The organism is Asanoa ferruginea (assembly GCF_003387075.1).
GTDB lineage: Bacteria > Actinomycetota > Actinomycetes > Mycobacteriales > Micromonosporaceae > Asanoa > Asanoa ferruginea.
Map to the genome: position 1 here is coordinate 4,734,295 of NZ_QUMQ01000001.1, position 24,883 is coordinate 4,759,177.

Annotated in this window: 25 protein-coding genes; 13 read left to right on the forward strand and 12 right to left on the reverse strand. The window is 71.0% G+C overall.

Annotated elements, in window-relative coordinates; all coding sequences use genetic code 11:
- Positions 1-29 precede the first annotated feature (29 nt).
- Both DFJ67_RS22300 and DFJ67_RS22305 read left to right on the forward strand, forming a co-directional pair.
- On the forward strand, positions 30-362 hold the full coding sequence (locus tag DFJ67_RS22300) for a PadR family transcriptional regulator (protein ID WP_308442584.1): 333 nt from the start codon (positions 30-32) through the stop codon (positions 360-362).
- Positions 359-1,303 (forward strand): hypothetical protein, encoded by a 945-nt coding sequence (locus DFJ67_RS22305; protein WP_116069766.1) that lies wholly within the window; start codon positions 359-361, stop codon positions 1,301-1,303. Before DFJ67_RS22300 ends, DFJ67_RS22305 begins: the two co-directional genes overlap by 4 nt.
- Here the strand turns inward: DFJ67_RS22305 and DFJ67_RS22310 are convergent.
- From DFJ67_RS22310 to DFJ67_RS22320, 3 genes are all read right to left on the reverse strand, one after another.
- On the reverse strand, positions 1,300-2,430 hold the full coding sequence (locus tag DFJ67_RS22310; RefSeq protein WP_147315568.1) for a DUF4236 domain-containing protein: 1,131 nt from the start codon (positions 2,428-2,430) through the stop codon (positions 1,300-1,302). The genes DFJ67_RS22305 and DFJ67_RS22310 overlap by 4 nt on opposite strands.
- Positions 2,431-2,494: 64 nt before the next feature.
- On the reverse strand, positions 2,495-2,851 hold the full coding sequence (locus DFJ67_RS22315) for a PRC-barrel domain-containing protein (protein ID WP_116069768.1): 357 nt from the start codon (positions 2,849-2,851) through the stop codon (positions 2,495-2,497).
- 37 nt (positions 2,852-2,888) lie between these two features.
- Positions 2,889-4,481, reverse strand: coding sequence for an MFS transporter (locus tag DFJ67_RS22320; protein WP_116069769.1), 1,593 nt, complete (start codon positions 4,479-4,481; stop codon positions 2,889-2,891).
- Between the two features lie 190 nt (positions 4,482-4,671).
- Here DFJ67_RS22320 and DFJ67_RS22325 point away from each other — a divergent pair, with 190 nt between their 5' ends.
- The 3 genes from DFJ67_RS22325 (at position 4,672) to DFJ67_RS22335 (ending at position 7,946) form a co-directional block, all read left to right on the forward strand.
- Positions 4,672-4,932: a DUF4235 domain-containing protein gene (locus tag DFJ67_RS22325; RefSeq protein WP_116069770.1), complete on the forward strand. Its 261-nt coding sequence runs from the start codon at positions 4,672-4,674 to the stop codon at positions 4,930-4,932.
- 66 nt (positions 4,933-4,998) lie between these two features.
- A complete protein-coding gene (locus DFJ67_RS44390; protein WP_275407697.1) occupies positions 4,999-6,354 on the forward strand; it encodes a serine/threonine-protein kinase in 1,356 nt (451 codons plus the stop codon).
- A 602-nt stretch (positions 6,355-6,956) separates the two neighbouring features.
- Positions 6,957-7,946 carry an IS481 family transposase gene (locus DFJ67_RS22335; RefSeq protein ID WP_116069771.1) on the forward strand — a complete coding sequence of 330 codons (990 nt, stop codon included), beginning with the start codon at positions 6,957-6,959 and terminating at the stop codon, positions 7,944-7,946.
- Here DFJ67_RS22335 and DFJ67_RS22340 read toward each other — a convergent pair.
- Positions 7,943-10,528, reverse strand: a complete 2,586-nt coding sequence (locus DFJ67_RS22340; RefSeq protein WP_116069772.1) for a Tex family protein — start codon at positions 10,526-10,528, stop codon at positions 7,943-7,945. The genes DFJ67_RS22335 and DFJ67_RS22340 overlap by 4 nt on opposite strands.
- 62 nt (positions 10,529-10,590) lie before the next feature.
- On the opposite strand from DFJ67_RS22340, the gene DFJ67_RS22345 reads away from it, so the two are divergent.
- Positions 10,591-11,802 carry a PP2C family protein-serine/threonine phosphatase gene (locus DFJ67_RS22345; protein WP_116069773.1) on the forward strand — a complete coding sequence of 404 codons (1,212 nt, stop codon included), beginning with the start codon at positions 10,591-10,593 and terminating at the stop codon, positions 11,800-11,802.
- 31 nt (positions 11,803-11,833) lie between these two features.
- Positions 11,834-12,283 carry a MarR family winged helix-turn-helix transcriptional regulator gene (locus tag DFJ67_RS22350; RefSeq protein ID WP_116069774.1) on the forward strand — a complete coding sequence of 150 codons (450 nt, stop codon included), beginning with the start codon at positions 11,834-11,836 and terminating at the stop codon, positions 12,281-12,283.
- Here DFJ67_RS22350 and DFJ67_RS43915 read toward each other — a convergent pair.
- Positions 12,272-13,396, reverse strand: coding sequence for an aminoglycoside phosphotransferase family protein (locus tag DFJ67_RS43915; protein WP_244940435.1), 1,125 nt, complete (start codon positions 13,394-13,396; stop codon positions 12,272-12,274). The two genes, DFJ67_RS22350 and DFJ67_RS43915, sit on opposite strands and share 12 nt — an antisense overlap.
- 89 nt (positions 13,397-13,485) lie before the next feature.
- Between DFJ67_RS43915 and DFJ67_RS42810 the strand changes: the two genes are divergently transcribed.
- Both DFJ67_RS42810 and add read left to right on the forward strand, forming a co-directional pair.
- Positions 13,486-13,626 (forward strand): hypothetical protein, encoded by a 141-nt coding sequence (locus DFJ67_RS42810; RefSeq protein WP_170215694.1) that lies wholly within the window; start codon positions 13,486-13,488, stop codon positions 13,624-13,626.
- A 55-nt stretch (positions 13,627-13,681) separates the two neighbouring features.
- Complete coding sequence (gene add, locus DFJ67_RS22360) at positions 13,682-14,665, forward strand: adenosine deaminase (protein ID WP_116069775.1); 984 nt, start codon at positions 13,682-13,684, stop codon at positions 14,663-14,665.
- 843 nt (positions 14,666-15,508) lie between these two features.
- Here add and DFJ67_RS22365 read toward each other — a convergent pair.
- The 4 genes from DFJ67_RS22365 to DFJ67_RS22380 all read right to left on the reverse strand — a co-directional run bounded on the left by DFJ67_RS22365 (position 15,509) and on the right by DFJ67_RS22380 (position 19,361).
- The gene (locus tag DFJ67_RS22365; protein ID WP_116069776.1) at positions 15,509-15,913 is read right to left on the reverse strand and encodes a carboxymuconolactone decarboxylase family protein; all 405 of its coding nucleotides are present in this window, start codon (positions 15,911-15,913) and stop codon (positions 15,509-15,511) included.
- 66 nt (positions 15,914-15,979) lie between these two features.
- Positions 15,980-16,726 carry a succinate dehydrogenase/fumarate reductase iron-sulfur subunit gene (locus DFJ67_RS22370; protein WP_116069777.1) on the reverse strand — a complete coding sequence of 249 codons (747 nt, stop codon included), beginning with the start codon at positions 16,724-16,726 and terminating at the stop codon, positions 15,980-15,982.
- On the reverse strand, positions 16,723-18,663 hold the full coding sequence (locus tag DFJ67_RS22375; RefSeq protein WP_116069778.1) for a fumarate reductase/succinate dehydrogenase flavoprotein subunit: 1,941 nt from the start codon (positions 18,661-18,663) through the stop codon (positions 16,723-16,725). The genes DFJ67_RS22370 and DFJ67_RS22375 overlap by 4 nt, the downstream gene beginning before the upstream one ends.
- Positions 18,660-19,361 carry a succinate dehydrogenase cytochrome b subunit gene (locus DFJ67_RS22380; protein ID WP_116069779.1) on the reverse strand — a complete coding sequence of 234 codons (702 nt, stop codon included), beginning with the start codon at positions 19,359-19,361 and terminating at the stop codon, positions 18,660-18,662. The genes DFJ67_RS22375 and DFJ67_RS22380 overlap by 4 nt, the downstream gene beginning before the upstream one ends.
- Before the next feature lie 72 nt (positions 19,362-19,433).
- On the opposite strand from DFJ67_RS22380, the gene DFJ67_RS22385 reads away from it, so the two are divergent.
- From DFJ67_RS22385 to DFJ67_RS22395, 3 genes are all read left to right on the forward strand, one after another.
- Entirely contained in the window at positions 19,434-20,318 is an 885-nt protein-coding gene (locus tag DFJ67_RS22385; RefSeq protein ID WP_203784522.1) for a LysR family transcriptional regulator, read from the forward strand.
- Positions 20,319-20,359: 41 nt separating this feature from the next.
- On the forward strand, positions 20,360-20,815 hold the full coding sequence (locus DFJ67_RS22390) for a type II toxin-antitoxin system PemK/MazF family toxin (protein ID WP_116069781.1): 456 nt from the start codon (positions 20,360-20,362) through the stop codon (positions 20,813-20,815).
- A 73-nt stretch (positions 20,816-20,888) separates the two neighbouring features.
- The gene (locus tag DFJ67_RS22395; protein WP_239097666.1) at positions 20,889-21,521 is read left to right on the forward strand and encodes a carbonic anhydrase; all 633 of its coding nucleotides are present in this window, start codon (positions 20,889-20,891) and stop codon (positions 21,519-21,521) included.
- 420 nt (positions 21,522-21,941) lie between these two features.
- Here the strand turns inward: DFJ67_RS22395 and DFJ67_RS22400 are convergent, their stop codons facing one another.
- Together DFJ67_RS22400 and sigJ are read right to left on the reverse strand one after the other, a co-directional pair.
- Positions 21,942-22,598: a phosphotransferase gene (locus DFJ67_RS22400; protein WP_116076556.1), complete on the reverse strand. Its 657-nt coding sequence runs from the start codon at positions 22,596-22,598 to the stop codon at positions 21,942-21,944.
- 16 nt (positions 22,599-22,614) lie between these two features.
- Positions 22,615-23,496: an RNA polymerase sigma factor SigJ gene (gene sigJ, locus DFJ67_RS22405; protein ID WP_116069783.1), complete on the reverse strand. Its 882-nt coding sequence runs from the start codon at positions 23,494-23,496 to the stop codon at positions 22,615-22,617.
- A 79-nt stretch (positions 23,497-23,575) separates the two neighbouring features.
- Here sigJ and DFJ67_RS22410 point away from each other — a divergent pair, with 79 nt between their 5' ends.
- Positions 23,576-24,367: an SDR family oxidoreductase gene (locus DFJ67_RS22410; RefSeq protein WP_116069784.1), complete on the forward strand. Its 792-nt coding sequence runs from the start codon at positions 23,576-23,578 to the stop codon at positions 24,365-24,367.
- Here the strand turns inward: DFJ67_RS22410 and DFJ67_RS22415 are convergent.
- Positions 24,356-24,844, reverse strand: coding sequence for a universal stress protein (locus DFJ67_RS22415; RefSeq protein ID WP_116069785.1), 489 nt, complete (start codon positions 24,842-24,844; stop codon positions 24,356-24,358). The genes DFJ67_RS22410 and DFJ67_RS22415 overlap by 12 nt on opposite strands.
- Between the last annotated feature and the right edge of the window lie 39 nt (positions 24,845-24,883).

Here is a 24,883-nt window from a genome sequence, read left to right on the forward strand (position 1 = left end):
TACTCAGGTGAACTGACTATTCTGTCGTGGTGACTATCCGCGAACAGAGCTACTTCGCGCTCGCCGCGCTGATGGACGGGCCACTGCACGGATACGCGATCATCAAGCGCGCGTCGGAACTGTCCGGCGGACGGGTGCGGATGGCCGCCGGCACCCTCTACGCGGCGCTCGACCGGCTCAGCGCCGAGGGCCTGCTCCGCGTCGTCGACGAAGAGGTGGTCAACGGCCGGGCCCGGCGCTACTACGACCTCACCGACGAGGGCATCGCGGCCCTGCGCGCGGAGGCCGAGCGGATGCTCCAGGCCGCGCAGGTCGTGACCGAGCGCCCGGCAAGGCGCGCGCGGGTGGTGAAGCCGGCATGAGCCACGACGCACTCGAGGCCCGCTACCGGCGGCTGCTGTGGGCCTACCCGAAGCGCTACCGGCACGAACGCGGCGCCGAGATGATCGGCACGCTGCTGGAGGCGGCCGGCCCCGACCAACGCCGGCCGACCGCGCGGGAAGCGACGATCCTGGTCCTACGTGGACTCCAGACCCGGGCGGGAACCCACAGCGCTCCCGCGGCGGGCCGGGGCGCCAGAGGTGCGCTGCGGCTGGCGGTGCTCCTGCTGCTGGCCTACGCCGGTGCCGGCAGCCTCGCCGAGAGCGGCCGGGTCATTCCCCGGATGATCTCTCAGGGCGTCGACTACCCTTCCGAGCTGATCCATCCACTGGTGACGGTCACCTGCGCCCTGGCCCTCCTGGCGGTCGCCGGCGGGCGTTACCTGCTGGGCCTGCTGGCCACGCTCGGCGCGCTGGCCGGCACCCTGGTCGTCACCTACTTCAGCCTGGTCGGCGTCGACGTGGTCACCGGCGAGCGCTACTACCCGGCGATCATCTCGGTCCGTGACTTCGTGGCGGGCGAGTCGACGATCTGGCCGATGCCGCTCGCCGCGCTGCTGCTCCTGCCGTTGCTGATCCGTCCGGCCCCGGGCAGCCGGCGGCCTGCGTTCTGGCTGCTGGCCGTGCCGGCTGCGGTGGTCCTGCTGCCCACCGACTACGACACGACGACGGGTCTGCAACCGTGGGCGACCGTGGCGGTGCTGGCCGGCGCCCTGTTGTGGGTCGCGGTCGACGCACGCGCGACCATCGCGGCGGGGGTGCTGCTCCTCCCGGTGATCCTCGCCTGGCTGTGGCTCAGCCAGTTCGGCGCCTGGGACCAGCCCGGCAGCGACGCCAGCCTGTGGTTCTGGACGGTCCTGTCCGGCGCCCTGGCCCTACTGACCGCCGGCACCCTGCGCCTGCGCCGCCAGGCCCGCGTCTAGCCGGCGGTGAGCTCCTCGAGGTCGACGGCTTTGACCAGGGCGGCGATGTCGGGCTCGTCGGACAGGTCGACCGGGCTGAGTTCCTTGCTCCGGCCCTTCTGCGCCATCAGTTTCTCGTGGGCCGCCGCGTTGAGGATGTCGATCGCGTCGGCGTCGTGCCAGCGCACTCCCTCCAGCGCCCGGCGGGTTATCGAAACGGCGGCCAGGCAGGACACGTTGGGACGGCCATAAGGGTCACGACCCTCGTCGCGCAGCACCACCACCCTTGCAGCGGTCAGGCCGGGCGCGACGGCGAATGCCTCGCGGACCGTGACCAGAACCTGCCCGCAGACGAACGCCTTGTAGAAGTCGGCCTTGTCGGCCTGGGTGATCTTCTTCAACGACAGGTTCCCGGCAGCCGTCCGGCCCGGCATCTGCTCGGGAATCGCGTGCGCGGCCGGTGGCACCAACACGACCAGCGACACCTCTCCCGCGACCACGCCCACCGCGGCGGCCGGAGCCTCGTTGTCCTCGAACGCCTCGGCCAGGGTGCGGAGCACCGTGTCGGGATCATTGCCGACCAACCACTGCCACTGTTGGTCAAGGCTGCGCTGCCATTGCGCCTGTCGGCCCTTGAGCTCGGCCCATTGTCGGGCCGCTTCCGCGTCCGCCCAGGTCGCCGCCTGGGCTTTCGCCGCGGCGCGATCCGCGCGCTTGAGCATGCCGATCCCAGCGAGAGCCTGCTTCTCGTAGTGCTGGTAGATCGCCGCCCGGTCCGGTGCTGGCGGCTCCGGCGCGATCGGTCGCCGCACGCTCGGGAAGTCGACCCGGTGCAGGTTCAGGATGCGCAGAAAGGCGTCTGTCAGTTGTTGTGCCATGGCGGCGCGATCCGCTTGGGCGGCGTAGCGCTGCTGCGCCGCCACTTGACGCTGGTAGGCAGCCTGCCCGGAGTTGCCGCCACGGCTTCCGGAGCGGCCGCGGCCGGCACCGAGCGACGTGTAGAAACCGACCGGCCCCACGCCGGTCGAGATGCCGGTCCGGCCGCCGCCGATGTGCACCCGAGCCGCGCGCGGGCCGATGCTGGTTCGGACCCCGCGCGAGGACGCTCTGATCCGCACGCCGGGCGCGAGCTTCAGTGAAAATCCCACGCCACGACCCTACGAAGATCTCGTTGGGCCGCGGCTCGGCTAGGTGGTCACTCCCGGCGGTCGGTCAGCCGCGGGCGAGGCGGCGTTCGCCCGAGGAGCCCTGCACATACTCCAGGTCGTAGTGTGCGAACACCGACGGCTCGTTGCTCGCCGGGAGTTCGCCACCGTCCGGGATGGACGGTGCGTTCTTCACCTGGTCGCGGAAGGCGGTCACCTTCACATAGCCCGGGCCGACGTTGGCGCCCGCCAGCGGCACGAAGACCGCGCGGTGGCGGGTCGGCATGCCGATGGTGACCGTGGCGAAGGTGGGCTCGTCCGTCGCGGTGTCGAGGTAGACCGACTCCAGATTCCCGATCTTGTTGCCTTCCGGGTCGACCACCGCTTCGCCCTGCCACTCGCGGATATCAACTGAATCGAACATCGCCAGCCCCCTCATGGATTCTTTGGACGGAAAGCCGCTACGTCGTGCCGGGCGCCGGGTCGGCGCCCCGGTTGGCCCGGGCACCGGCCGACTCCGATGCCGGCCGCTCCTCGGCGCCCGGCTCGCCGGTCGTCAGCGCGGGGCCGCCGTCGTCGTCGGTCGGTGGGGCGCCGGTGGGCTGGGGTGCGTGGGCCTGGATCAGGAAGAAGATCAGGATCGCGCCGGCCGCGAAGATGCCGGCCGAAACCAGGAACGCGACCTTGTAGCCGGCGACCGGTGCCTCGGCCGCCGCCGCGGCGCCCGTGTGGGTGGCCGCGTACGTGCTGGTCACGCTCACCGCGATGGTGCTCAGCAGGGCCGTGCCGATCGAGCCGCCGACCTGCTGCATCGTGTTGACCAGGGCGGAGGCGACGCCCGCGTCGTTGCGGCTGACGCGTTCGGTCGCGGTGTTGATCGCCGGCGCGAAGATCAGGCCGAAACCGAAGCCGAGCAGGGGCAGGGCGGGCAGGATGTGCACCCAGTAGTTCGAGGTGGCGGTGATGAAGTAGAGGTAGGTCATGCCCACGGCGGCCAGCGCCATGCCCGCCGTGATCAGCACCCGGGCGCCCAGGATCGGCATCAGCTTCACGTTGGCCAGCGTCGAGCCGATCAACACGAAGGTGATCATCGGTAGGAACGCCACGCCGGTCAGCACCGGGCTGTAGCCCTTGGTGAGTTGCAGGTAGAAGGTCAGGAAGAGGAAGACCCCGAAGATCGCGATCGCCGCGAGGCCGACGGCCAGATAGGCGGCGCCGCGGCTGCGGTCGAGCACGATGCGCAGCGGCAGCAGGGGTTGTCGGACCCGGCGCTCGACCTGCACGAACGCCGTGAGCAGGACGGCCGCGACGATCAGGCTGACGATCGTGATGATGTCGCCCCAGCCGTCGGAGGCCGCGCGGGCGAACCCGTACACGATGAGGAAGAGACCCACCGCGGCGCAGACCGTACCCCACCAGTCGATCTTGGGTTTGGTGTCCGGTCGTTGGTTCCGGAGGTAGATCTGGCAGCCGACGAACGCGATGCCGGCGAAGACCAGGTTGACGAAGAAGCACCAGCGCCAGGACGCATATTCGGTCAGCACCCCGCCGAGCAGGAGTCCGACCGCACCACCGCCGCCGGCGACAGCGCCGTACACGCCGAATGCTCTGCCCCGTTCTGCCGGTTTTTGGAAGCTGTTGGCGATGGTCGACAGCGCGGCCGGTGCGAGCAGCGCGCCGAACGCGCCCTGGAAGGCCCGGGACACCACCAGCACCATGAAGTCGGTGGACGCCCCGCCGGCGGCGGACGCGGCCGCGAAGCCGATCAGCCCGATGAGGAACATCCGCTTGCGGCCGAAAAGGTCACCCAGCCGCCCGCCGAGCAACAGCAAGGACCCGAAGGCCAGCGCGTACGCCGTGACGACCCACTGCCGGTCGCTGTCGGCGAAGTGCAGCGCGTCCTGCGCGGCGGGGAGGGCGATATTGACGATGGTGGCGTCGAGCACGACCATGAGCTGTGCGATCGAGACGATCACCAGGATGGTCCAGCGGTGTTTGCTCTCGAACTCGCGATCGGCCTCGTATTGGCGGGCCGCAGCGGTTTCTGTCGTCATATGACTTCCTCGGCCTAAATGACCGGAAAAACCTTCTTTTGTGCTAGCCAATCTCCACCGTATGACGCGACCCGACCACCGCCAGCGACAACGCCGAGTTCGCCCCTGTGTCCTGGCTCTCGGGTTTAGCACTTCGCTCGCCAGGCAAAACCTCTCGCCAATCGACAAACTCCCCCGGAAGAGAGGCACCATGGGCAAGCTGGTCTACAAGCCGGTGGGAATCCTGCTCGGCGTCGCGGCCGGCGGCATCGCCGGCGTGGTGTTCAAGCAGGTGTGGAAGCGGGTCGCCGGCGACTCCGACGCGCCCAACGCCACCGACGAGGAGCGCGGCTGGGCCGAGATCCTCGCGGCCGCGGCGCTCCAGGGTGCCATCTTCGCGCTGGTCAAGGCCGCGGTCGACCGCGGCGGCGCGGTGGGCGTCAAGCGGCTGACCGGCCGCTGGCCGACGTAACGGTTGGGGCCTGAGTTCCCGGGCTCAGGCCCTCGGTCGCGACCAGTCCGTACGATGGTGGGCGCTATGTCGACGCTTGCGCCCGGCCTACGCCTGCACGACCGCTTCCTGCTGGTCGCGCGGATCGGTGTGGGCGGGATGGCTGAGGTCTGGCGGGCCGACGACACCGTCCTGGGCCGCCCCGTCGCCGTGAAGGTGCTCGACCCGTCGATCGGCAGCGACACCACGATCCGGATCGCCACCCACCGCGAGGCGCGCGCCGCCGCGGGCCTGACCCACCCCAACATCACCAGGGTGTACGACTACGGCGAGGCCGCCCTGCCCCACGGCGGGCTGGCGCCCTACCTGGTGATGGAGTTGGTCGAGGGCGCCGACCTGGCCTCCCGGCTGACCGCCGGCCCGCTGCCCTGGCCGGATGCGGCATCTCTCGCGGCGCAGGTGGCCGCGGGGCTGGCCGCCGCCCACGCGGCCGGCGTGGTGCACTGCGACATCAAGCCCGGCAACGTGATGCTGACCGCGACCGGCGTCAAGATCCTCGACTTCGGCATCGCGGGTTTGGCCGGCGTCACCGCTTCCGACGGGGTCCGCTACGGCACCGTGGGTTACCTCGCGCCCGAGCGGCTGGCCGGGGCCGACCCGACCCCGGCAGGCGATGTCTACAGCGTGGGCGTGCTGCTCGCGGAGGCCCTGGTCGGGCGCCGGCCCGAGTCGAGCCGCGGGGTGGCCAGCTTCCCGGTGCTGCCCGGCGTGCCGGCGGCGCTCACCCGGGTCGGTGCCGCCTGCCTGGCCGCCGACCCGGCCCTCCGTCCTTCGGCGGCGGAGGTCGCCGCCGCGCTGACCGACCTGGCCACCGCTGTCGTTCCCGGCCGGGCGGTGGTCGCGGCGCCGACGACCGCGATCCGCCGCCTCGACGAGCCGGAGCCGATCGAGGGCGCTCTGGTGGCCCGCAACCCGATGCGGGCGGTGGCCCTCGGCGCGCTCGCCGCGATCCTGGTGGTGGTCGGGATCGTGCTGGCGATCGTGGCCAGCCCGTCCGGCGGAAACACGCCGGGTGGCGGGGGAGTGGCACAGGCGGGCGCCAGCCCGCCGGCGCCCGCAGTCGACGACCTCAAGCCCGAGCCGACCACCGAGCCGCCGGCGCCGACCGCGCCGGCCGACGTGTTGGACCAGTTCGAGGCGGCCCTCGACCAGGCGGTCGCGGAGGGCAAGATCGACGAGAAGGCCGCCGAGCGGATCGGGGACCGGCTCGACGACCTGCGCAAGGCGGTGTCGCGCGGTCGCGACGTCGCTGAGGAGGCCCGCGACCTGCGCAGCGAGGTGCTCCGCGACCGCAACAAGGAACACGTCGACGAACTGGTCCGCCGCCAGTTGGTGCGGCTGCTGGTCCCCCTCAACAGCGCCAACGACGACGAAGAGGGCTGAGGCGCCGCGCGCCGGACGGGCGGCTCGTAGCCGCCCGGCCCCCGTCGCCCGACTCGGCCCAAGCGGCCGCGGCTCGCGTTGGCCCACGCCAGCGTCGCACTGGCTCGGCGTTGGGCCGGCTCGGTTGGGCGCCGGCCCTGCCTTCGAGCGTGGCCTGAGAGGCGCCCGGCCCGCGGTCGACAGGCCCGGCTCGGCGTTGGGCCGGCTTGGCGTCGGGCCGGCCCCGCCATCGAGCGCGGGCTTAGAGCAGCCCGGCCGCGGTCGACAGGCCCGGCTTGGCGTTGGGCCGGCCCCCATCGAGCGCGGGCTTAGAGCAGCCCGGCCGCGGTCGACAGGCCCGGCTTGGCGTTGGGCCGGCCCCCATCGAGCGCGGGCTTAGAGCAGCCCGGCCGCGGTCGACAGGCCCGGCTTGGCGTTGGGCCGGCTTGGCGTCGGGCCGGCTTGGCGTCGGGCCGGCCCCGCCATCGAGCGCGGGCTTAGATGTGCTGTCCAGGGAGGTTGGTCAAGGTTGTGTGACGAGACGATCTAGGTCTTGAAAGGGTGAGGCCTCCGGTCGTGAAGTGGAGCTGTCGAAGAACCGCTTCACCTGACCTGGAGGCCTCGTGGCACACGCTAACGCAGCCCTGACCCCGAAAGCACGCCTCAAACTCGCCCGCCTGGTCGTCGATGAGCGCTGGACGGTCTCCGCGGCCTCCCGCCGATTCGATGTCTCCTACCGCACCGCGAAACGGTGGGTCGACCGGTATCTCGCGATGGGAGCCGCGGGTATGCAGGACCGGTCCAGCCGCCCACTCCACACCCCGACCCGCACCCGCCGCGACCTGGTCCGCAAGATCGTGTACTTGCGGTGGCGGCACCGACTCGGCCCTGTCGCGATCGCCGCCCGTCTCGGGATGGCCGCCTCCACCGTGCACGCGGTCCTGGTCCGTGCCCGGATCAACCGGCTCTCCCACATCGATCGACGCACCGGTGAACCGATCCGCCGCTACGAACACGACACCGCGGGCGCCCTGATCCACGTCGACGTCAAGAAACTCGGCAACATCCCCGACGGCGGCGGCTGGCGATACGTCGGCCGCGTCCAAGGCAAGCGACACCGCGCCGCGACCACCGGCAAGCCCCGCAGCGCCTACCGCAACCCGAAGATGGGCACCGCCCACGTCCACACCGTCATCGACGACCACTCCCGCGTCGCCTACGCCGAAATCCACAACGACGAGACCGCCATAACCGCAGCTGCAGTCTTGACCCGCGCAGTGGCTTGGTTCGCCGCCCGCGGCGTCCGAGTGCAAAGGGTGCTGTCCGACAACGGCTCGGCCTACCGCTCCCGCCTCTGGCGCGAGACCTGCACCCAGCTCGGCATCACCGTCAAGAAGACCCGCCCCTACCGGCCCCAGACCAACGGCAAGATCGAACGGTTCCACCGCACCCTTAACGCCTGGGCGATCGATCGGTTCTACCCCACCGAACACCACCGCCGCGCGGCCCTACCCCGATGGCTGCACTTCTACAATCACCACCGACCCCACACCGCGATCGGCGGCCAGCCACCCATCACCCGCCTTACCAACCTGGCTGGACAGCACACTTAGAGCAGCCCGGCCTTGCGCAGCGCGTCGGCCATGGCGCTGTTGACCGGTGGCGCCGACTGCCGGCTGCCGCCGCCTTGGCGCTGGCCGCCGCCCTGACCGCCACCTTGACGCCCGGAGCCGCCGCTGCCGCCCTGGCGGGCGCCTTGGCCGCCGCCACCCTGCCGGCCGCCGCCACCGCCTTGGCGGCCACTGCCGCCACCTTGCGCGGCGTCGCTCTTGCCCTGCCGTTCGCCGCCCTGCCCGCCGGCACCCTGGCGTCCGCCGCCACCGCCGCCTTGGCGCGGCCGGGCCGGCTGGCGTTCGCCACCGCCCTCGCGCCCGGCACCCCGGCCACCCCCGCCGCCGCCGGCCGGGCTCTCCTCGTCGAGCCGCAGGGTCAGCGAGATCCGCTTCCGCGGCACGTCGACGTCAAGCACCTTGACCTTGACGACATCCCCGGGCTTGACCACCTCGCGCGGGTCCTTCACGAACGTCTTCGACATCGCCGAGACGTGCACGAGGCCATCCTGGTGCACGCCGACGTCGACGAACGCCCCGAACGCCGCCACGTTCGTGACGACGCCTTCGAGGACCATGCCGGAGATCAGGTCGCCGATCTTCTCGACGCCCTCCGCGAACGTCGCCGTCTTGAACGCCGGCCGGGGGTCGCGGCCCGGCTTCTCCAACTCGCGCAGGATGTCGGTCACGGTTGGCACGCCGAACATCGCGTCGGCGAAGTCGCCGGGCTTCAGACCGCGCAGCATCGCGCCGTTGCCGATCAGGGCCGGCAACTCCGTGCCGACCGACGACAGGATCCGCCGGACCACCGGGTAGGCCTCCGGGTGCACCGACGACGCGTCGAGCGGGTCGTCGCCGCCCGCGATCCGCAGGAAGCCCGCGCACTGCTCGAACGCCTTGGGGCCGAGCCGGGGGACCGATTTGAGCGCCGTGCGGTCGCGGAACGGGCCATTCGCCTCGCGGTGGGCGACGATGTTGGCGGCCAACGACTCGCCGATGCCCGAAACCCGCGACAGCAGCGGCGCGGACGCCAGGTTGACGTCGACACCGACACCGTTCACGCAGTCTTCGACCACCGCGTCGAGCGAGCGCGACAGCTTGGCCTCGGAGATGTCGTGCTGGTATTGCCCGACCCCGATCGACTTCGGGTCGATCTTCACGAGCTCGGCCAGCGGGTCCTGGAGCCGGCGCGCGATCGACACCGCGCCGCGCAGCGAGACGTCCATGCCGGGCAGTTCCGAGGCGGCGTACGCCGAAGCCGAATAGACCGAAGCCCCCGCCTCGGAGACCATCACCTTCGTCAACCCCAGCGAAGGGTTCTTCGCGATCAGATCAGCGGCCAGCTTGTCGGTCTCCCGCGACGCGGTGCCGTTGCCGATCGCGATCAGGTCGACCTTGTGCTCGGCCGCGAGCTTGGCCAGCGAAGCCAGCGCCGCGTCCCACTTGTTGGCCGGCACGTGCGGGTAGATCGTGTCGGTCGCCAGCACCTTGCCGGTCGGGTCGACCACCGCGACCTTCACGCCCGTCCGGAAGCCCGGGTCGAGGCCCATCGTGGCGCGGGTGCCGGCGGGCGCGGCGAGCAGCAGGTCGCGCAGGTTGGCCGCGAAGACGCGTACAGCCTCGTCTTCCGCGGTTTGGAAAAGCCTCATTCGCAGAGACATGTCCAGGTGTACGACGATCCGGGTGCGCCAGGCCCAGCGGACCGTGTCGAGCAGCCAGCGGTCGGCGGGGCGGCCCTGGTCGGCGATGCCGAAGTGGCCGGCGATCCGCTGCTCGTAGAGCACCGGACCGGTGGCCAGCGTGCCGGCCGCGACCGCGTCGGCCTCGGCGGCGTCGGGCTCCAGGATGAGGTCGAGCACCTCCTCCTTCTCGCCGCGGAACAGCGCCAGGATCCGATGTGACGGCAGCGAGGTCAGCGGCTCGGCGAAGTCGAAATAGTCACTGAACTTCGCGCCCGCCTCCTCTTTGCCGGGCTTGACCTTGCCGCGCATCCGGCCACGCTCCCAGACCTGCTCGCGCAGCGTGCCGATCAGGTCGGCGTCTTCCGCGAACCGCTCGACCAGGATCGACCGGGCACCGTCCAATGCGGCGGCCGCGTCGGCGACACCCTTCTCGGCGTCGACATAGGCCCCGGCCGCGCTCGAAGGGTCCTGCGCCGGATCGGCGAACAGCAGGTCGGCCAGCGGCTCGAGACCGGCTTCGCGGGCGATCTGCGCCTTGGTCCGGCGCTTCGGCTTGAACGGCAGGTAGATGTCTTCGAGCCGGGCCTTCGAGTCGGCCGCCCGGATCTGCGCCTCGAGCTCGGGGTCGAGCTTGCCCTGTGACCGGATCGACTCGAGGATCGCGTCCCGCCGCTCGTCGAGCTCGCGCAGATAGCGCAGCCGCTCTTCGAGGGTGCGGAGCTGGGTGTCGTCGAGCCCGCCGGTGGCCTCCTTGCGGTAGCGGGCCACGAACGGCACCGTCGCGCCACCGTCGAGCAAATCGACGGCCGAGGTTACCTGGGATTCGCGGACGCCCAACTCGTCGGCGATCCGCGCGGAGACGGACGGAGCTGCTGCCTGGATCTGGTCGGTCACCTCCGGCATTCTGCCGGACCGGTTCGTTTGGCGTGGCCAGTGGGTAGAAGCCACACCGAGGGAGGTACGTGATGCTGGCCGAGCGACTGCGAAATGTCGCGCCCGACGCCCTGGTCGAGGTCATCGACCACCACGTCCGCTCCGAGCTGGGCGGACTCCGCGCTGACGTGCTGCTGGCCGACTACCGGATCGCTGGGCTCTGGCCCGTGTTGCGCCCCGACGACCCGACCCAGGGCCTGCTCGCGGAGCAGAACATCGCCGCGCGCTGCTACGCCCGCCAGGAGCCGATGATCGAGGATGTGCCCGAGACGCCAGGCGTACGCCTATATGTGCCCCTATCGGTTTGGGGTGAACGCCTCGGGATTCTGGTGGCTGACTTTCCGGCCCAGCCCGACGACGGCACGGTCCGGCATTGTCGGGGCATCTCCGACGATCTCGCCGTCGCGTTGCGGGCCGCCGACCGCGACACCGACCGTTACCGGTTGGCCCGCCGCCGGGGGCGCCTCTCGATGGCCGCCGAGATGCAGTGGGACCTGCTGCCCGGGCGGTGTGTCACCGATCACGGGTACGTGCTCGCGGGGCAGCTCGAGCCGGCCTACCGCACGTCGGGCGACAACTTCGACTGGGCGATCAACGACGGCAGGTTGACCGTCACCGTCGTCAACGGCAACGGCACCGGGCTCGCCGCCTCGGCGTTGACCTCACTCGCGGTCAACGCGATGCGCAATGCCCGCCGGTCCGGTGGGACGTTGGTGGAGCAGGCCGAGCTCGCGTCGGACACGCTGTTCGCGGCCCATCACGGTGCGCGACCGATCGAGGCTTTGCTGCTGGAGTACGACGCGGGCAGCGGCCACGTGAAGGCGGTCGACGCGGGCTCGCCGCGGGCCTGGCGGGTCCGAGCCGGCGCGGTGGCGCCCGTGGTGCTGGAGGAGCAACTGCCGCTGGGCATGTTCGAGGAGAACAGGTATGGCGTGCAGAGCTTCGAGATGTCCGTCGGCGACCGGCTGTTCGTGGTCAGCGACGGTGTGCACGGCGCGGCACCGGGCGGCCGCGAGTCCTATGGCGAGCGCTATCTGGCCGCCGCGTTCCGGGCGGCCCGGCTTTCCCCGCCGGCACAGGCGATCGGCGCGGTGATGCACGCGCTGCACGACTATCACGGCGACATCGAGATCGAAGACGACGCGGTGATCGTCTGCCTGGATCGCACGCATCCCGTCAGCGGGACCGCAGGTGTTGTCGATCAAATCACGTCGAAGCGCATGGTGGAGGCGGCGCCAGGGTAAGTCTGCGACTTGTCAACGGAGAGGCGACGACATGGATCGCGCGGCTAGCCTGGCCAGTTCGATCGAGGCTGCCTCGGAGGCGTTGGTCAGCGTTCTGGATGCGGCCCGCACCCGCCAGGAGTCGCCGGTCTCGCCCACCCAGATCCGGGTCCTGTCGATCATCAACGTGCGACCGGACACCAACGTCAACCGACTCGCCGAGATCCTCGACGTGGTGCCCTCGTCGGCCAGCCGCCTCTGCGATCGGCTCGAGGCGGTCGGCCTCCTGCGCCGGGCGGCCGACGAGCGCGACCGGCGCGAGGTGCGCCTGGTGCTGACGGCGGCCGGGGCGACGGTGCTCCGCGAGTTGCGCGAACGCCGGGCCCAGGCCGTGCAGGGTGTGCTCGACCGGATGCCGCACCGGGCGCAACACGACCTGCTGGTGGCCCTGCTCGCGTTCGGCCACGCGTCGGCCCAACTCCAGGCGGAGTCAACTGCCTAGCAACACGTCGATCTCGCGGGCGACCACGGTGTTGTCGTTGTTCTCGGCGAGTTGGATGAGGGCCTTCCAGAGCGCCCACCCCCGGCCGCGCTGCCAGGTGGCGTCGTCGACACCGGTTGTTGTGCGGAAGGCCGTGCGGGCGGGCGCGTCGAGGAAGGTCCAGGCGATCACCAGGTCGCAGGCGGGGTCGCCGACGCCGGAGGTGCCGAAGTCGATGACACCCGCGAGCCGGCCGTCACGGACGAGCAGGTTCCCGTTGGCGACGTCACCGTGGAACCAGACCGGCCGGCCGTGCCACTCGGCTGCGAGGGCGGCGTCCCATTCGGCGGTGGCTTTGGCGGCGTCGATTCGGCCGTCGAGGGCGGCGATCGCCCGCCGCGTCTCCTCGTCGTAGTGGCTGAGGGCGGCGCCGCGCCAGAAGCTGTGCTCACCGGCCGCGGGCTCGCCACCGGTGTCGACCGCCTGTAGCGCGATGAGGAATTCGGCCACGTCGACCGCGAACGCGCTCAGGTCGGTCACGACACCGTCGGCCGGGGCGCCGTTGGTCGGGGCGCCGTTGGTCGGGGCGCCGTTGGTCGGGGCGCCGTTGGTCGGGGCGCCGTTGGTCGGGGCGCCGTTGGTCGGGGCGCCGTTGGTCGGGGCGCCGTTGGTCGGGGTGTCGTTGGTCGTGGTGTCGTGGTGGGTCGTGATGGCCTGGGCCGCGGCCCTATGGGTCGTGCTGCCTGGAGTCGCGGCGGCTCGGGTCGCGGCGCCGTGGGTTGCGGTGCCGTGGGCCGCAGCGCCGTCGGTCGCGGTCTCGTGGCGCGCGGTGGCGCCGTCGAGCCAGCGGTTGACCGACCATGGCCAGGGATAGCCCGCGCCCGGCTTGCCGAAGGCCAGCGGGGCGGGGATCGGCTGCGGGAGGTGTGGCGCGAGCACCGGTAGCCAGCGCTGCTCCTTGGCCACACTCGCCACGTAGCCCTCGGCGCTCGGCAGCCGCACGGTCATCGTGTCGCCGAGGTGGAAGGTGCGGTTGTCGTTGCCACCGACCGCTACGGGCGACACGGGCAGGTCGGCCCACTCCGGAAACTGCTCGGCGATCAGGGTGCGCACGAGCGCTACGTCGATGACCACCGCCAGATGATCCGCGAGGTCACTCGGCGTGGCAACCGGTTTAGCGCTGCGCTTCGGCACCATCTCGGCGAGAATGAACCATGGCATCGATGGCAGACCGGCTCCGCGACTTCCTGCGCAGTCCCCGTGGCCAAAAGCTCATTCAGCAGGGCCGCACCCAACTCGACAAACCGGAAAACCAGCGCCGGCTCCAGCAACTCGCCAACCGGTTGCGCGGCCGCAAGCGCTGACCGCGCGGAAAACCACGGGCGGCGGCGCCACGGGCCCGGCTAGTCTGCCGAGGCCATGACCGAGTTGCCGCCCGTCGCCCACCTGCACGTCCACCTGGAAAGTGCGGTGCGCTGGGCCACCCTGGCCGAGATCGCCGAGCGCAACGGGATCGACTTCCCCGACCACCTGCGCGGCGGCGCCCACCGCTTCACCTCGTTCACCGACTTCTTCGACCAGAACCACCTGGTACGCGAGTGCCTCCGCACGCCCGACGACTTCCACCGCGTGGCCGTCGAGTTCTGCGCCGACCAGGTGGCCCAGGGCGTCGGCTACGTCGAGGTCTCGTTCACCGCGGCCGCACACGGCGAGCGCCTGGGCGACCTGGGCATGCCACTGGCCGCGGTGCTCGACGGCCTGGCCGAGGGCGGCGACCGCTACGGCCTGGCGTGGCAGGTCATCCTCGACACGTCCCGCCGCCGTTCGGTGGAGCGGGCCTGGCGCACGTTGGACCTGGCCCGCAAACACGCCGGCGTCGTCGCGATCGGCCTGGCCGGCGACGAGGACCATCCGGCAACCCCGTTCGCCGCAGTCTTCGCCGAGGCCCGCGAGGCGGGGCTACACGTCGTGCACCACGCCGGCGAGGCCGCCGGCCCGGCGAGCATCCGCGAGGCCCTAGACGTCGGGTTGACCGAGCGCCTGGGCCACGGCATCCGCGTCCTCGACGACCCCGATCTGGTCGCCGAGGTCCGCGAGCGCGGCATCCCACTCGAGGTCTGCCCAACCTCCAACGTGGCCCTGGGCTTCGCTCCGTCACTGGCCGCGCACCGACTGCCGAGGCTGCGCGCGGCCGGTCTGGCCGTCACCCTCAACACCGACATCCCGGAGATGGTGCACACGACCCTGGACGCTGAATACGCCGCGGCGGCCCGCGAGTTCGGCTGGACCGACACCGACCTGACCGAGCTGGCGCGCACCTCGATCGACGCGTCGTTCGCGGATCCCGCGACCAAGGCTCGCCTATACGCCGGCTTTACCGACGGCGGGTTACCGAGCAAGTAGGCGTCCATTGTCTTGCATAATCGAAAGCCTCTGACGGGGCAGACTTCCCGCTGTGGATCAGCGATAATTAATGCATGCGGCAGCTCCAGTTCTTTACGACGAAAGAGCTGGCTGTTATGCGCGATCGCACTGCGGCTCGCAATTATTCGCCTGCGGGTGAGGAGTTCCGTCGCGAGCATCAGCGCCATCGTGCCTGGGGCTTGACGCGACGGCACGCCGACCGTCTGCGCCGCGCGCGTGGCGGGAACTCTCCCACGCCGGCCGCGGGCGAAACCTCTCCAGCGCTTGTCTCCCCGACATCGACGCCGTCCAACCACGCCGTGGGCCCGGCCGCGGATCCGGACATCGCCGCACGTCACCATCGCTCTGGCGGTGCGAAAACCACCGCCGATCAGCAAGGCTCGCCGGCGAAGCAATTGCCGCGGCCGGCGTCGACCATCCCGTCGCGCGATGGGCTGTCGCGGGTGGCGGGAGATAGGCCCCAGGCGAAGAGCACCGCCGACCGAACGGGGAAGGCTGCCCGGTCAGCCGCGAACGCGTTGACCGCCCCGTCGGGAGGCGGGTTGTCGCGGGTGGCGGGAGATAGGCCCGGGTCCCAGGCGAAGACCACCGCCGACCGAACGGGGAAGGCTACCTGGTCAGCCGCGAACGCGTTGACCGCCCCGTCGGGACGCGGGTTGTCGCGACTGGTGAGAAATGCGCCGTCACGGTCTGGGGAAATGCACCGACATCCCAACGCCCATCGGCATGCGCCGGTTCAGGCCCCATATCGGCGCTTCAAACCACGCGATTCCGCGTTTCAGGAAAGCGGTCCCGCTGCCCACCATCCGTCGGGCACCGGGCCTAAACGAGGGGGAGCAGACCGCGGTCCGTGAAGACCTTCTTCGCCGTAAAGACCGCGTTGATGGCGCGGGGGAAGCCGCAATAGACCGACGAGTGCAGGAACGCTTCGATGATCTGCTGTGGCGTCAGCCCCACGTTGAGCGCGGCGTTGATGTGCACGTCCAGTTGTGGCTCGCAGCCGCCGAGGGCCGTGAGCATTCCGAGCGTCACGAGCTGTCGGTCGCGCGGCTCCAAGCCGGGGCGGGCGTAGATCTCGCCGAAGCCCCAGGCCACGATCTGATGACCCAGCTCCGGGGCGATGTCCGACAACGCCTCGATGACCTTCGCGCCCGCCTCGCCGTCGATCCGGTCGAGCACGTCCTTGCCTTGGTCGAAACGCTCCTGACGGGAGGTGTTCTCGCTCATGGTTCCCCGCTCCTCTAGGTGGTCACCCAAAACGCTAGGAGCTGGAGCGCCCTCTAAGTCAAACCGCTACCGGCTGTGGATCGCCGCGCCGAGGATGTCGCGGTTGAGGTTGCCGATCACCGTCAGCGGGATGCCCTTCGGGCAGACCGCCGTGCACTCGCCCGTGTTGGTGCAGCCGCCGAAGTCGGCCGCGTCGTGTGCGGCCAGCATCGCCGTTGCCCGGGACGCGCGCTCCGGCTGGCCCTGCGGCAGGGCGCCCAGGTGGGCGACCTTCGCCGCGGTGAACAGCATCGCCGAGCCGTTGGGGCACGCCGCCACGCAGGCGCCGCAACCGATGCAGGCCGCGGCCTCGAAGGCGGCGTCAGCGGCCGGCTTCGGCACCGGTGTCGCGTGCGCGTCCGGCGCGCTGCCCGTCGGCGCGGAGATGTAGCCGCCCGCCTGGATGATGCGGTCGAACGCGCCCCGGTCGACGACCAGGTCCTTGACCACCGGGAAGGCGCGCGCCCGCCACGGCTCGACGTCGATCGTGTCGCCGTCCTTGAAGTGGCGCATGTGTAGCTGGCACGCGGTGGTCAGTTTCTGCGGGCCGTGTGCCACGCCGTTGATGACCATGCCGCAGGCGCCGCAGATGCCCTCGCGACAGTCGTGGTCGAACGCCACGGGCTCCTCGCCGGCCGTGGTGAGCTGCTCGTTGAGCACGTCGAGGACCTCGAGGAACGACATGTCCGGCGAGATGTCGTCGACCTTGTAGGACACCATCGAGCCGCGCGTCGAGCGGTCCTGCTGGCGCCAGATGCGCAGGTTCAGTTTCACGAGTAGCTCCGCTGGCTGGGTTTCTCGTACTCGAAGGTCAGGGCCTCTTTGTGGAGCACCGGCTGGGTGCCGAACTCCCATGCGGCCACATAGGAGAACTCGTCGTCGGCCCGCAGCGCCTCGCCGTCGGGGGTCTGCGACTCGGCCCGGAAGTGGCCGCCGCACGACTCGGTGCGGTGCAGCGCGTCGATGCACATCAGCTCGGCCAGCTCGAAGAAGTCGGCGACCCGGCCGGCCCGTTCGAGCGACTGGTTGAGCTCCGCGCCGGTGCCGGGCACCTTGACCCGGGCCCAGAACTCGGTGCGCAGTGAGCGGATCAGCTCGATCGCCTTGCGGAGACCGGCGTCCGTGCGCTCCATGCCGCAGTACTCCCACATGATCTTGCCCAGCTCGCGGTGGAACGAGTCCACCGACCGGTCGCCGTCGATCGTGAGGAACTTCTGCACCCGGTCGCTCACCGCGGTCCGCGCTGAGACCACGTCGGGGTGCTTCAGCGTGAGCTTCTGGAACGGGCCGTCGGCCAGGTAGGCGCCGATCGTGTTCGGCAGCACGAAGTAGCCGTCGGCGAGCCCCTGCATCAGCGCCGACGCGCCGAGCCGGTTGGCGCCGTGGTCGGAGAAGTTGGCCTCGCCGATCACGAACAGGCCGGGGATCGTCGAGCTGAGGTCGTAGTCGACCCAGAGCCCGCCCATCGTGTAGTGCACGGCGGGATAGATCCGCATCGGCGTCACGTAGGGGTCTTCGCCGGTGATCCGCTCGTACATCTCGAAAAGGTTGCCGTATTTGGCCTCGACTGCCGGCCGGCCCAGCCGCCCCAGCGCGTCGGCGAAGTCGAGATAGACGCCACGGCCGCCGGGGCCGACACCGCGGCCCTCGTCGCAGACCGCCTTCGTCGCCCGGGAGGCGATGTCACGGGGCACCAGATTCCCGTACGCCGGATAACGCCTTTCCAGGAAGTAGTCCCGCTCGTCCTCCGGGATGTCGGCCGGTGCGCGCGTGTCACCCGCCGCGGTCGGCACCCACACGCGGCCGTCGTTGCGCAACGACTCGCTCATCAGCGTCAGCTTCGACTGGTGCTCACCCGAGACCGGGATACAAGTCGGGTGAATCTGGGTGTACGCCGGATTGGCGAACAACGCGCCTCGCCGGTGTGCCCGCCAACTCGCGGTGACGTTGCAGCCCTTGGCGTTGGTCGACAGGTGGAACACGTTTCCGTAGCCGCCGCTGGCCAGCACCACCGCGTCGGCGAGGTCGACGGTGACCGCGCCGGTCTCCAGGTCGCGCACCACGATGCCGCGGGCCCGGCCGTCGACGACGATCAGGTCGAGCATCTCGTGCCGGGTGTGCATGGCGACGGTGCCGGCGTTGACCTGCCGCTCCAGCGCCTGGTAGGCACCCAGCAGGAGTTGCTGGCCCGTCTGGCCGCGGGCGTAGAAGGTGCGGGAGACCTGGGCGCCGCCGAAGGAGCGGGTGTCGAGCAGGCCGCCATACTCGCGGGCGAACGGCACTCCCTGCGCCACGCACTGGTCGATGATCTCGACAGAGACCTCGGCCAGCCGGTAGACGTTGGACTCGCGCGACCGGAAGTCGCCGCCCTTGATGGTGTCGTGGAACAGCCGCTCGACGGAGTCGCCGTCGTTGCGATAGTTCTTCGCGGCGTTGATCCCGCCCTGCGCGGCGATCGAGTGCGCCCGCCGCGGGCTGTCCTGGTAGCAGTAGCAGCGCACCCGGTAGCCGAGTTCGCCGAGCGTCGCCGCGGCCGAGCCACCGGCCAGGCCGCTGCCCACCACGATCACGTCGAGCCGGCGCCGGTTGGCCGGGTTGACCAGCCGGCCGGTGGAGCGCCGCTTGGTCCACCGCTCCGCGAGCGGGCCGTCCGGCGCCTTGGTGTCGGCGATCGGGTCGCCTTCGATGAAGAACTCACCCGGGTACGTCATGCGGGTCCCACCCATCCGACGAGAACAGCGAACGGCACCGAGAGGAAGCCGACGCAGAGGAGGATCGCGAAGCCGAGCGCGGCTATCCGGGCCCGCTGCTCGCCTTTCGCGGTGCGCTGTCCGAGCGTGCGAAGAGCACTGAACAGGCCATGGCGTACGTGGAAACCGATCGCGACGATGGCCAGCGCGTAGAAGAGGGTGACCGGCCAGCGGCTCGGCGCGAAGTCGGCGACCACGTTGGCGTAGGGGTGCGCCGCGTCGCCGACCGGGTTGACCGTGCCGGCGGTCAGGTCGAGCAGGTGCCAGACGATGAACAGCAGGATGATCACGCCGCCCCAGCGCATGGTGCGGGCCGCGTAGCTGCCCTGCACCTTGGGGCGGTGGGCGTAGGCGACCGGGCGGGCGCGCTTGGCGCGCAGCGCGAGCGTGGTGGCGGCCCAGGCGTGCCCGATCACGGCGGCGGTGAGCACGGCGCGTTGAATCCAGAGGTACCAGACGTGCGGGACCACCGGATAGCCGATGGTGCGCAGCCAGTGCGCGTAGTTGTCGAACGAGTCGGCGCCAAAGAAGATCTTGAGGTTGCCGACCATGTGCGCGACCAGGAACAGCAGCAGGAGCAGCCCGGATACGGCCATGACCGCCTTGGCGCCTACCGTCGACCGGTAGATCGCCTTCGTACGTGTTGCTGCTGCCACCATGTGGCCGACGCTAGGTTGACCTGACATCATGCGTCCAATGCATGGCGATACTGGTGTCAATAGCGTTAAGCTATCGACATGCGCTTGGAACAGCTACGGTCCTTCGTGGCAGTGGCCGAACTACGACATTTCACCCAAGCGGCCGTCGCTGTGGGTGTGGCGCAGCCCTCACTCAGTAAGCAGATTCACAGCCTCGAGGCCGAGCTCGGCGCACCCCTGTTCACCCGCCTGCCGTCCGAGGTAGAGCTGACCCCCGCCGGCGAGGCGCTGCTGCCGCTGGCACAGCGGATCCTGGCGGACGCCGAGACCGCCCATCGAGAGGTACGCAACCTGGTCGGCCTGACCAGCGGCCGGGTGCGCCTGGGTGCGACGCCGAGCCTGTGCACCTCGCTGGCACCGCGGGTGCTGCGCCGCTTCCACTCCGCCCATCCCGGCATCGAGCTGCGCGTCGCCGAGGGCGGCTCGCAGGAGCTGGTGCGGTCGCTCTCGCACGGCGAGCTCGACCTGGCCCTGGTGGTGCTGCCCGCGACCGGCATCGACCCGGCCCTGGAGGCCGCCCCGATCCTGGAGGAAGCACTGGTCGTCGCGGCCGCGGTCGGCACACCGCTGCCCGAGCCGATGCGGGTCGAAGACCTGCGCGACCGGCCGCTGGTGATGTTCCGCCGCGGCTACAACCTGCGCGACGACGCGCTCGAGGCCTGTCGCCGGGCCGGCTTCGAGCCGACGTTCGCGGTCGAGGGCGGCGAGCTCGACGCGGTGCTCGAGTTCGTCGAGGCGGGCCTCGGCCTGGCCGTGGTGCCCGAGATGGTGCTGGCCAACCGCCCCGGCCTGCGTGCGGTGCCGCTCGCCCCGCCGGGCCTGCGCCGCACCATCGCGATCGCACAACGCCGCGGTGTCTCCCTGACCCACGCCGCGTCGGCGCTCCGGGAAGTGATCCTCGCCGACGTTTGTCCGTAGAGTCTGCGGACGTGAAACCTTGGCGCGATGTAGCGGCCCGCATGTTCGGCCGCCCCACCCCGACGCGGATGGTCCCCACCGGCTCGGTCCGGCAGCAACGGCGGATGCCCGCGCCGCTGCGCCGCCGCGAAGACCGGATGCTCGACTATTCGCCGGAACTCGACGGCCGCGCCGACCCGGGCGAGGTCGTCTGGACCTGGGTCCCGTTCGAGGAGGACCCGCACCAGGGCAAGGACCGGCCGGTCGTGGTGGTCGGCCGGCGCGGCCGCACGATGCTGGGCCTGATGCTCTCCAGCAACGAGCGCCGCGACGGCCAGCACGGCTGGCTGCCGGTCGGCACCGGGTCGTGGGACCGCAGCGCGCGGCCGAGCTGGGTGCGCCTCGACCGCGTGCTGACGGTGCACGAGACCGGCATCCGCCGCGAGGGCTCCATCCTGGACCGGGGCCGCTTCGACCGGATCGCCGCCCGCCTGCGCTCCGACTATGGATGGCGTTAGCCCTATCTCGGCGGGTGTTCCCGGCTAACGTCGGCCTGTGGAGTTCCTGAGTAGACGGTCCATCCTGGCTGGTGTGGCCGGAGCGGTGTCGTTGCCGGCCGGGCCGTCCGCCGCTTCTGCCGCTTCGGCCGAGGATCCGGTGGAGCGGTTGCTCGCCGGCAACCGGCGGTTCCGTGCCGGGCGGGCCCGGCACCCGCGCCAGTCGCCGGCCGACGTGCGGCGGCTGGCGGCCGGGCAGCGCCCGTTCGCGGTCGTGCTCGGCTGCGCCGACTCGCGGGTCTCCCCGGAGGTGCTCTTCGATCAGGGGCTCGGGGACCTGTTCGACAACCGGGTCGCCGGGAATGTCGTCGACCCGGTCGTGCTGGGCAGCGTGGAATTCGCGGTGTCCGAGTTCGCGCCGGCGCTGCTGCTCGTGCTCGGCCACGAACGCTGCGGCGCGATCACGGCGGCCGTCTCGGCGCTGTCCACCGGGCGCGCGCCGGCCGGCAGCATCGGCGCCGTGGTCGAGGCACTGCGACCCGCCGTCGCCGCGGTCCACGATGCGCCCGGCGACCCGGTGGAGAACGCGGTCGTGGCCAACGTCCGCCACCAGGCGGGGCTGTTGACGGCGCGGAGCGCGATCGTCCAGTCCGCCGTCGCGGCGGGAACGACCCGGGTGGTCGGCGCCCGCTACGACCTGAACACCGCGGAAGTCACGCTGGTCTGAGCCCATCGGGTGTTGATCTCCCCTTGCTCTGCACCCCTGTAGGCAGCACTTGAACGCAGCTTCAGGCCAGCGGCTGGCCGGCCTGGGCGTCCGCGGTCGGGCGAGGTGTTGATCTCCTCTTGCTCTGCACCCCTGTAGGCAGCACTTGAACGCAGCTTCAGGCCAGCGGCTGGCCGGCCTGGGCGTCCGCGGTCGGGCGCCGTGTTGATCTCCTCTTGCTCTGCACCCCTATGGGCACCGCTTGAACGCAGCTTCAGGCCAGCGGCTGGCCGGCCTGGGCGTCCGCGGTCGGGCGCCGTGTTGATCTTCTCTTGCTCTGCACCCCTATGGGCACCGCTTGAACGCAGGTTCAGGCCGGGAACGCTGGCGCACCCGGGAAACGGCGGTCAGGACCGGTCCGCGATCGACAGAGACGCTGGTCTAAGCCACCGCTTCGTGCCGCACGAGCGCGGCCGCCTCGTCGAGCTGCGCCAACTCGGCCGCGCTCATCGTCGGATTGTCGCGGCGCATGGCCAGCACCCACGCCAACGCGCCCGCCGACGGCGGCGGCAGCAGCGCGCCGATCGCCTCCAGTGCCGCACCGGCAGCCCCGGTCAATGCCGGCTCGACCGGCCACAACGACACCTGCGCCATGATCAGCAGCGTCATCGCCACGTCGCGATCGGCCGGTCCCTCCGTCGCATTGCGCCAGTCGATCACCACCGGCCCGCGGGCGGTCAGCATGACGTTGTCGGGGTGCAGGTCGAGATGCAGGATCCGGTCGGCGGGCGAGGCGGCAGTGCGCGCCGGCACCAAATGCAGCCGGGTGTGCAGGTCGGCGATGACCGCCGCGACCCGATCGGTGGACGCGGACCCGCCCAGCACCGCCGCCAACAACGTCTCGCCCGACAGGCGCTCCATGACCAGGTCGGGCCCGGCGGCGTCGTAGACGGCCGGCACCGGATAGCCCGCCGCCGCGAGGTAGGCCATCACCTCGGCCTCCGGCGCGGTGTCGCCGCCGTGTCGGTAGCGGCGCAGTACCCGGTCGGTGCCCAGCGCGTAGACGTCGGCCTCGCGGCCGGATGCGATCAACTCCATGGTCGGCATTCTCCGATCAGTCGAGCCACGCCGCTAGATCAAGAGCGCGTAGCCGCTGCGGGTCGCCCAGCACGTGGATCTCGGTGATCAGGCCGCCGCGGACCACGAAGGACATGATCGAGACCACCTGGTCGCGGGGTGCGATGACCGCGCCGGGGGTGCCGTTGATCAGCGCGTACTTCACGAACGGGGCGAGTTGCTTCGCGGTCCGGGCCTGGCCGGCCACCGCGACGCCGCCGCGGATGATGGCCGAGAACGCGGGGCGGCCGGTGCCGCCGTCGGCCCGCAGCACCACGTCGGGGTCGAGCACCGCCATCAGCGCGTCGAAGTCGCCGGCCCGCGACGCGGCGAAGAACGCCGAGACCACCTCGCGCTGGCGGGCCAGGTCGACGTCTGGTTCCGGAGCCGCGTCCTGCACCCGCCGCCGGGCGCGGCTGGCGAGTTGGCGGGTGGCGGCGGGCGTGCGGTCGACGATCAGCGCGATCTCGTCGAAGGCCACGGCGAACATGTCATGGAGTACGAACGCCAGCCGCTCGGCCGGGTTCAGCGTGTCGAGCACGACCAGCAGCGCCAGGCCGACGGCGTCGGCCAGCAGGGCCTGGTCTTCCGGGCCGACGCCTTCTTCCGGGCTGACGATCGGGTCCGGGACGTGCGTGTCGAGCGGAAGCTCCGCGCGGGTGCCGCGGGAGCGCAGCATGTTGAGGCAGATCCGGCCGACCACGGTGGTCAGCCAGCCGCCCAGGTTGGTGACCTCGGAGATGTCGGCGCGGGCGAGCCGGAGCCAGGTCTCCTGCACGGCGTCGTCGGCCTCGCTCAACGAGCCGAGCATCCGGTAGGCCACCGCTCTCAGGTGGTTGCGGTGCCCCTCGAAAAGTCGCGCCAACTCGGTTTCGTCCACCGGTCACATCCTCTCGCCACCACGTGTCATACCGGTAGAAGTGCGAAGCTCCAAATGCCAAGCAAACCGGAGGAACAACATGAAAACCCCAATTCTGGTCACCGGTGGTACGGGCACCCTCGGCCGGCTGGTCGTACCCCGGCTGCTGGAGAAGGGCAGTGAGATCCGGGTCCTCACCCGCACGCCGAAGCCGGCCGCGGACGGGGTCAGCTACGTGGTCGGCGACCTGGCCAGCGGCGCCGGCGCCGAAGCTGCGGTCGAGGGCGTCGGCACGATCGTGCACCTGGCCGGGAGCCAGAAGGGCGACGACGTGAAGGCCCGGCACCTGATGGCCGCGGCGGCCAAGGCCGGCGCGGAGCATGTGGTCTACATCTCGGTCGTCGGCGCCGACCGTACCCCCGTCAAAAGCGGGGTGGACCGGGCGATGTTCGGCTACGTCGAGGCCAAGCGCCTGGCGGAGGAGATCGTGGCCGGCTCGGGCGTGCCCTACTCGACGCTGCGCGCGACCCAGTTCCACGAACTGATCTTCACGACCCTCCAGACGATGGCGAAGCTGCCGGTCGTGCCCGCGCCGGCCGGCGTCAAGGCCCAGCCGATCGCCGCCGACGAGGTCGCCGAGCGGCTGGTCGAACTCGCGCTCGGCGAGCCGCAGGGCCTCGTGCCGGACTTCGGCGGCCCGCGCATCTACACGTTCGCCGACCTGGCCCGCTCCTACCTGAAGGCGACCGGCCGCCGGCGCCCGATCCTGCCGATGCCGGCCCCCGGCGGTGCGGCCCGCGCGTTCCGCAACGGCGCCAACCTGACCCCGCAGCGCGCGATCGGCCACCAGACCTGGGAGGAGTTCCTGAGTGCGCGCCGGTCAGCCGGCTAGGTCGCGACCCAGCTCGCGCACCAGCGCGTCGACCGGCTGGGTCTGCGCGAGCGGCGGGGGCGGCACCACGACGACGGGGCAGTGCGCGTGCCGGACGCAGAACCGGGTGACCGGCCCGCTGCCGCGGAAATGCGAGCCGCGCCGGTCGCCGCCGACGACCAGGAGCGCCTCGTCGTCGGCGGCCTCCTCGAGCAGGCTGGCGCCGGCGAGGCCCTCGACGACCACGGGCCGGATCGCGATGTCGGTCGGCATGCCGCCCATGGCGACGTCGAAGGCATACGGGATGAGCAGTTCCGCTTCCGCTCTGTGCACCCGCCGCTCGAACGTGGTGGTGTTGTCCCGCCACATCGGCCGATACAGCCAGACCCGCACGGCGTGCACGGTCCCGCGCTGCTCGCGGGCGAGGTTGACCGCGTAGCGGAGTGCCTGGAGGCCGGCCAGCGACGGGCTGATTCCGACCACGACCTTGGTAGCCATCCGCCCAGCATGCGACCGCCGCAACCCGCGAAGCGACGA

What these genes read in the sequence shown, in the direction of transcription:
- DFJ67_RS22305 (WP_116069766.1), top strand. Translation starts at nt 359, where the DNA reads ATGAGCCACGACGCACTCGAGGCCCGCTACCGGCGGCTGCTGTGGGCC.
- DFJ67_RS22315 (WP_116069768.1), bottom strand. Translation starts at nt 2,851, where the DNA reads ATGTTCGATTCAGTTGATATCCGCGAGTGGCAGGGCGAAGCGGTGGTC.
- DFJ67_RS22320 (WP_116069769.1), bottom strand. Translation starts at nt 4,481, where the DNA reads ATGACGACAGAAACCGCTGCGGCCCGCCAATACGAGGCCGATCGCGAG.
- DFJ67_RS22325 (WP_116069770.1), top strand. Translation starts at nt 4,672, where the DNA reads ATGGGCAAGCTGGTCTACAAGCCGGTGGGAATCCTGCTCGGCGTCGCG.
- DFJ67_RS44390 (WP_275407697.1), top strand. Translation starts at nt 4,999, where the DNA reads ATGTCGACGCTTGCGCCCGGCCTACGCCTGCACGACCGCTTCCTGCTG.
- DFJ67_RS22340 (WP_116069772.1), bottom strand. Translation starts at nt 10,528, where the DNA reads ATGCCGGAGGTGACCGACCAGATCCAGGCAGCAGCTCCGTCCGTCTCC.
- DFJ67_RS22345 (WP_116069773.1), top strand. Translation starts at nt 10,591, where the DNA reads ATGCTGGCCGAGCGACTGCGAAATGTCGCGCCCGACGCCCTGGTCGAG.
- DFJ67_RS22350 (WP_116069774.1), top strand. Translation starts at nt 11,834, where the DNA reads ATGGATCGCGCGGCTAGCCTGGCCAGTTCGATCGAGGCTGCCTCGGAG.
- DFJ67_RS42810 (WP_170215694.1), top strand. Translation starts at nt 13,486, where the DNA reads ATGGCAGACCGGCTCCGCGACTTCCTGCGCAGTCCCCGTGGCCAAAAG.
- add (WP_116069775.1), top strand. Translation starts at nt 13,682, where the DNA reads ATGACCGAGTTGCCGCCCGTCGCCCACCTGCACGTCCACCTGGAAAGT.
- DFJ67_RS22365 (WP_116069776.1), bottom strand. Translation starts at nt 15,913, where the DNA reads ATGAGCGAGAACACCTCCCGTCAGGAGCGTTTCGACCAAGGCAAGGAC.
- DFJ67_RS22375 (WP_116069778.1), bottom strand. Translation starts at nt 18,663, where the DNA reads ATGACGTACCCGGGTGAGTTCTTCATCGAAGGCGACCCGATCGCCGAC.
- DFJ67_RS22380 (WP_116069779.1), bottom strand. Translation starts at nt 19,361, where the DNA reads ATGGTGGCAGCAGCAACACGTACGAAGGCGATCTACCGGTCGACGGTA.
- DFJ67_RS22390 (WP_116069781.1), top strand. Translation starts at nt 20,360, where the DNA reads ATGTTCGGCCGCCCCACCCCGACGCGGATGGTCCCCACCGGCTCGGTC.
- DFJ67_RS22400 (WP_116076556.1), bottom strand. Translation starts at nt 22,598, where the DNA reads ATGGAGTTGATCGCATCCGGCCGCGAGGCCGACGTCTACGCGCTGGGC.
- DFJ67_RS22410 (WP_116069784.1), top strand. Translation starts at nt 23,576, where the DNA reads ATGAAAACCCCAATTCTGGTCACCGGTGGTACGGGCACCCTCGGCCGG.
- DFJ67_RS22415 (WP_116069785.1), bottom strand. Translation starts at nt 24,844, where the DNA reads ATGGCTACCAAGGTCGTGGTCGGAATCAGCCCGTCGCTGGCCGGCCTC.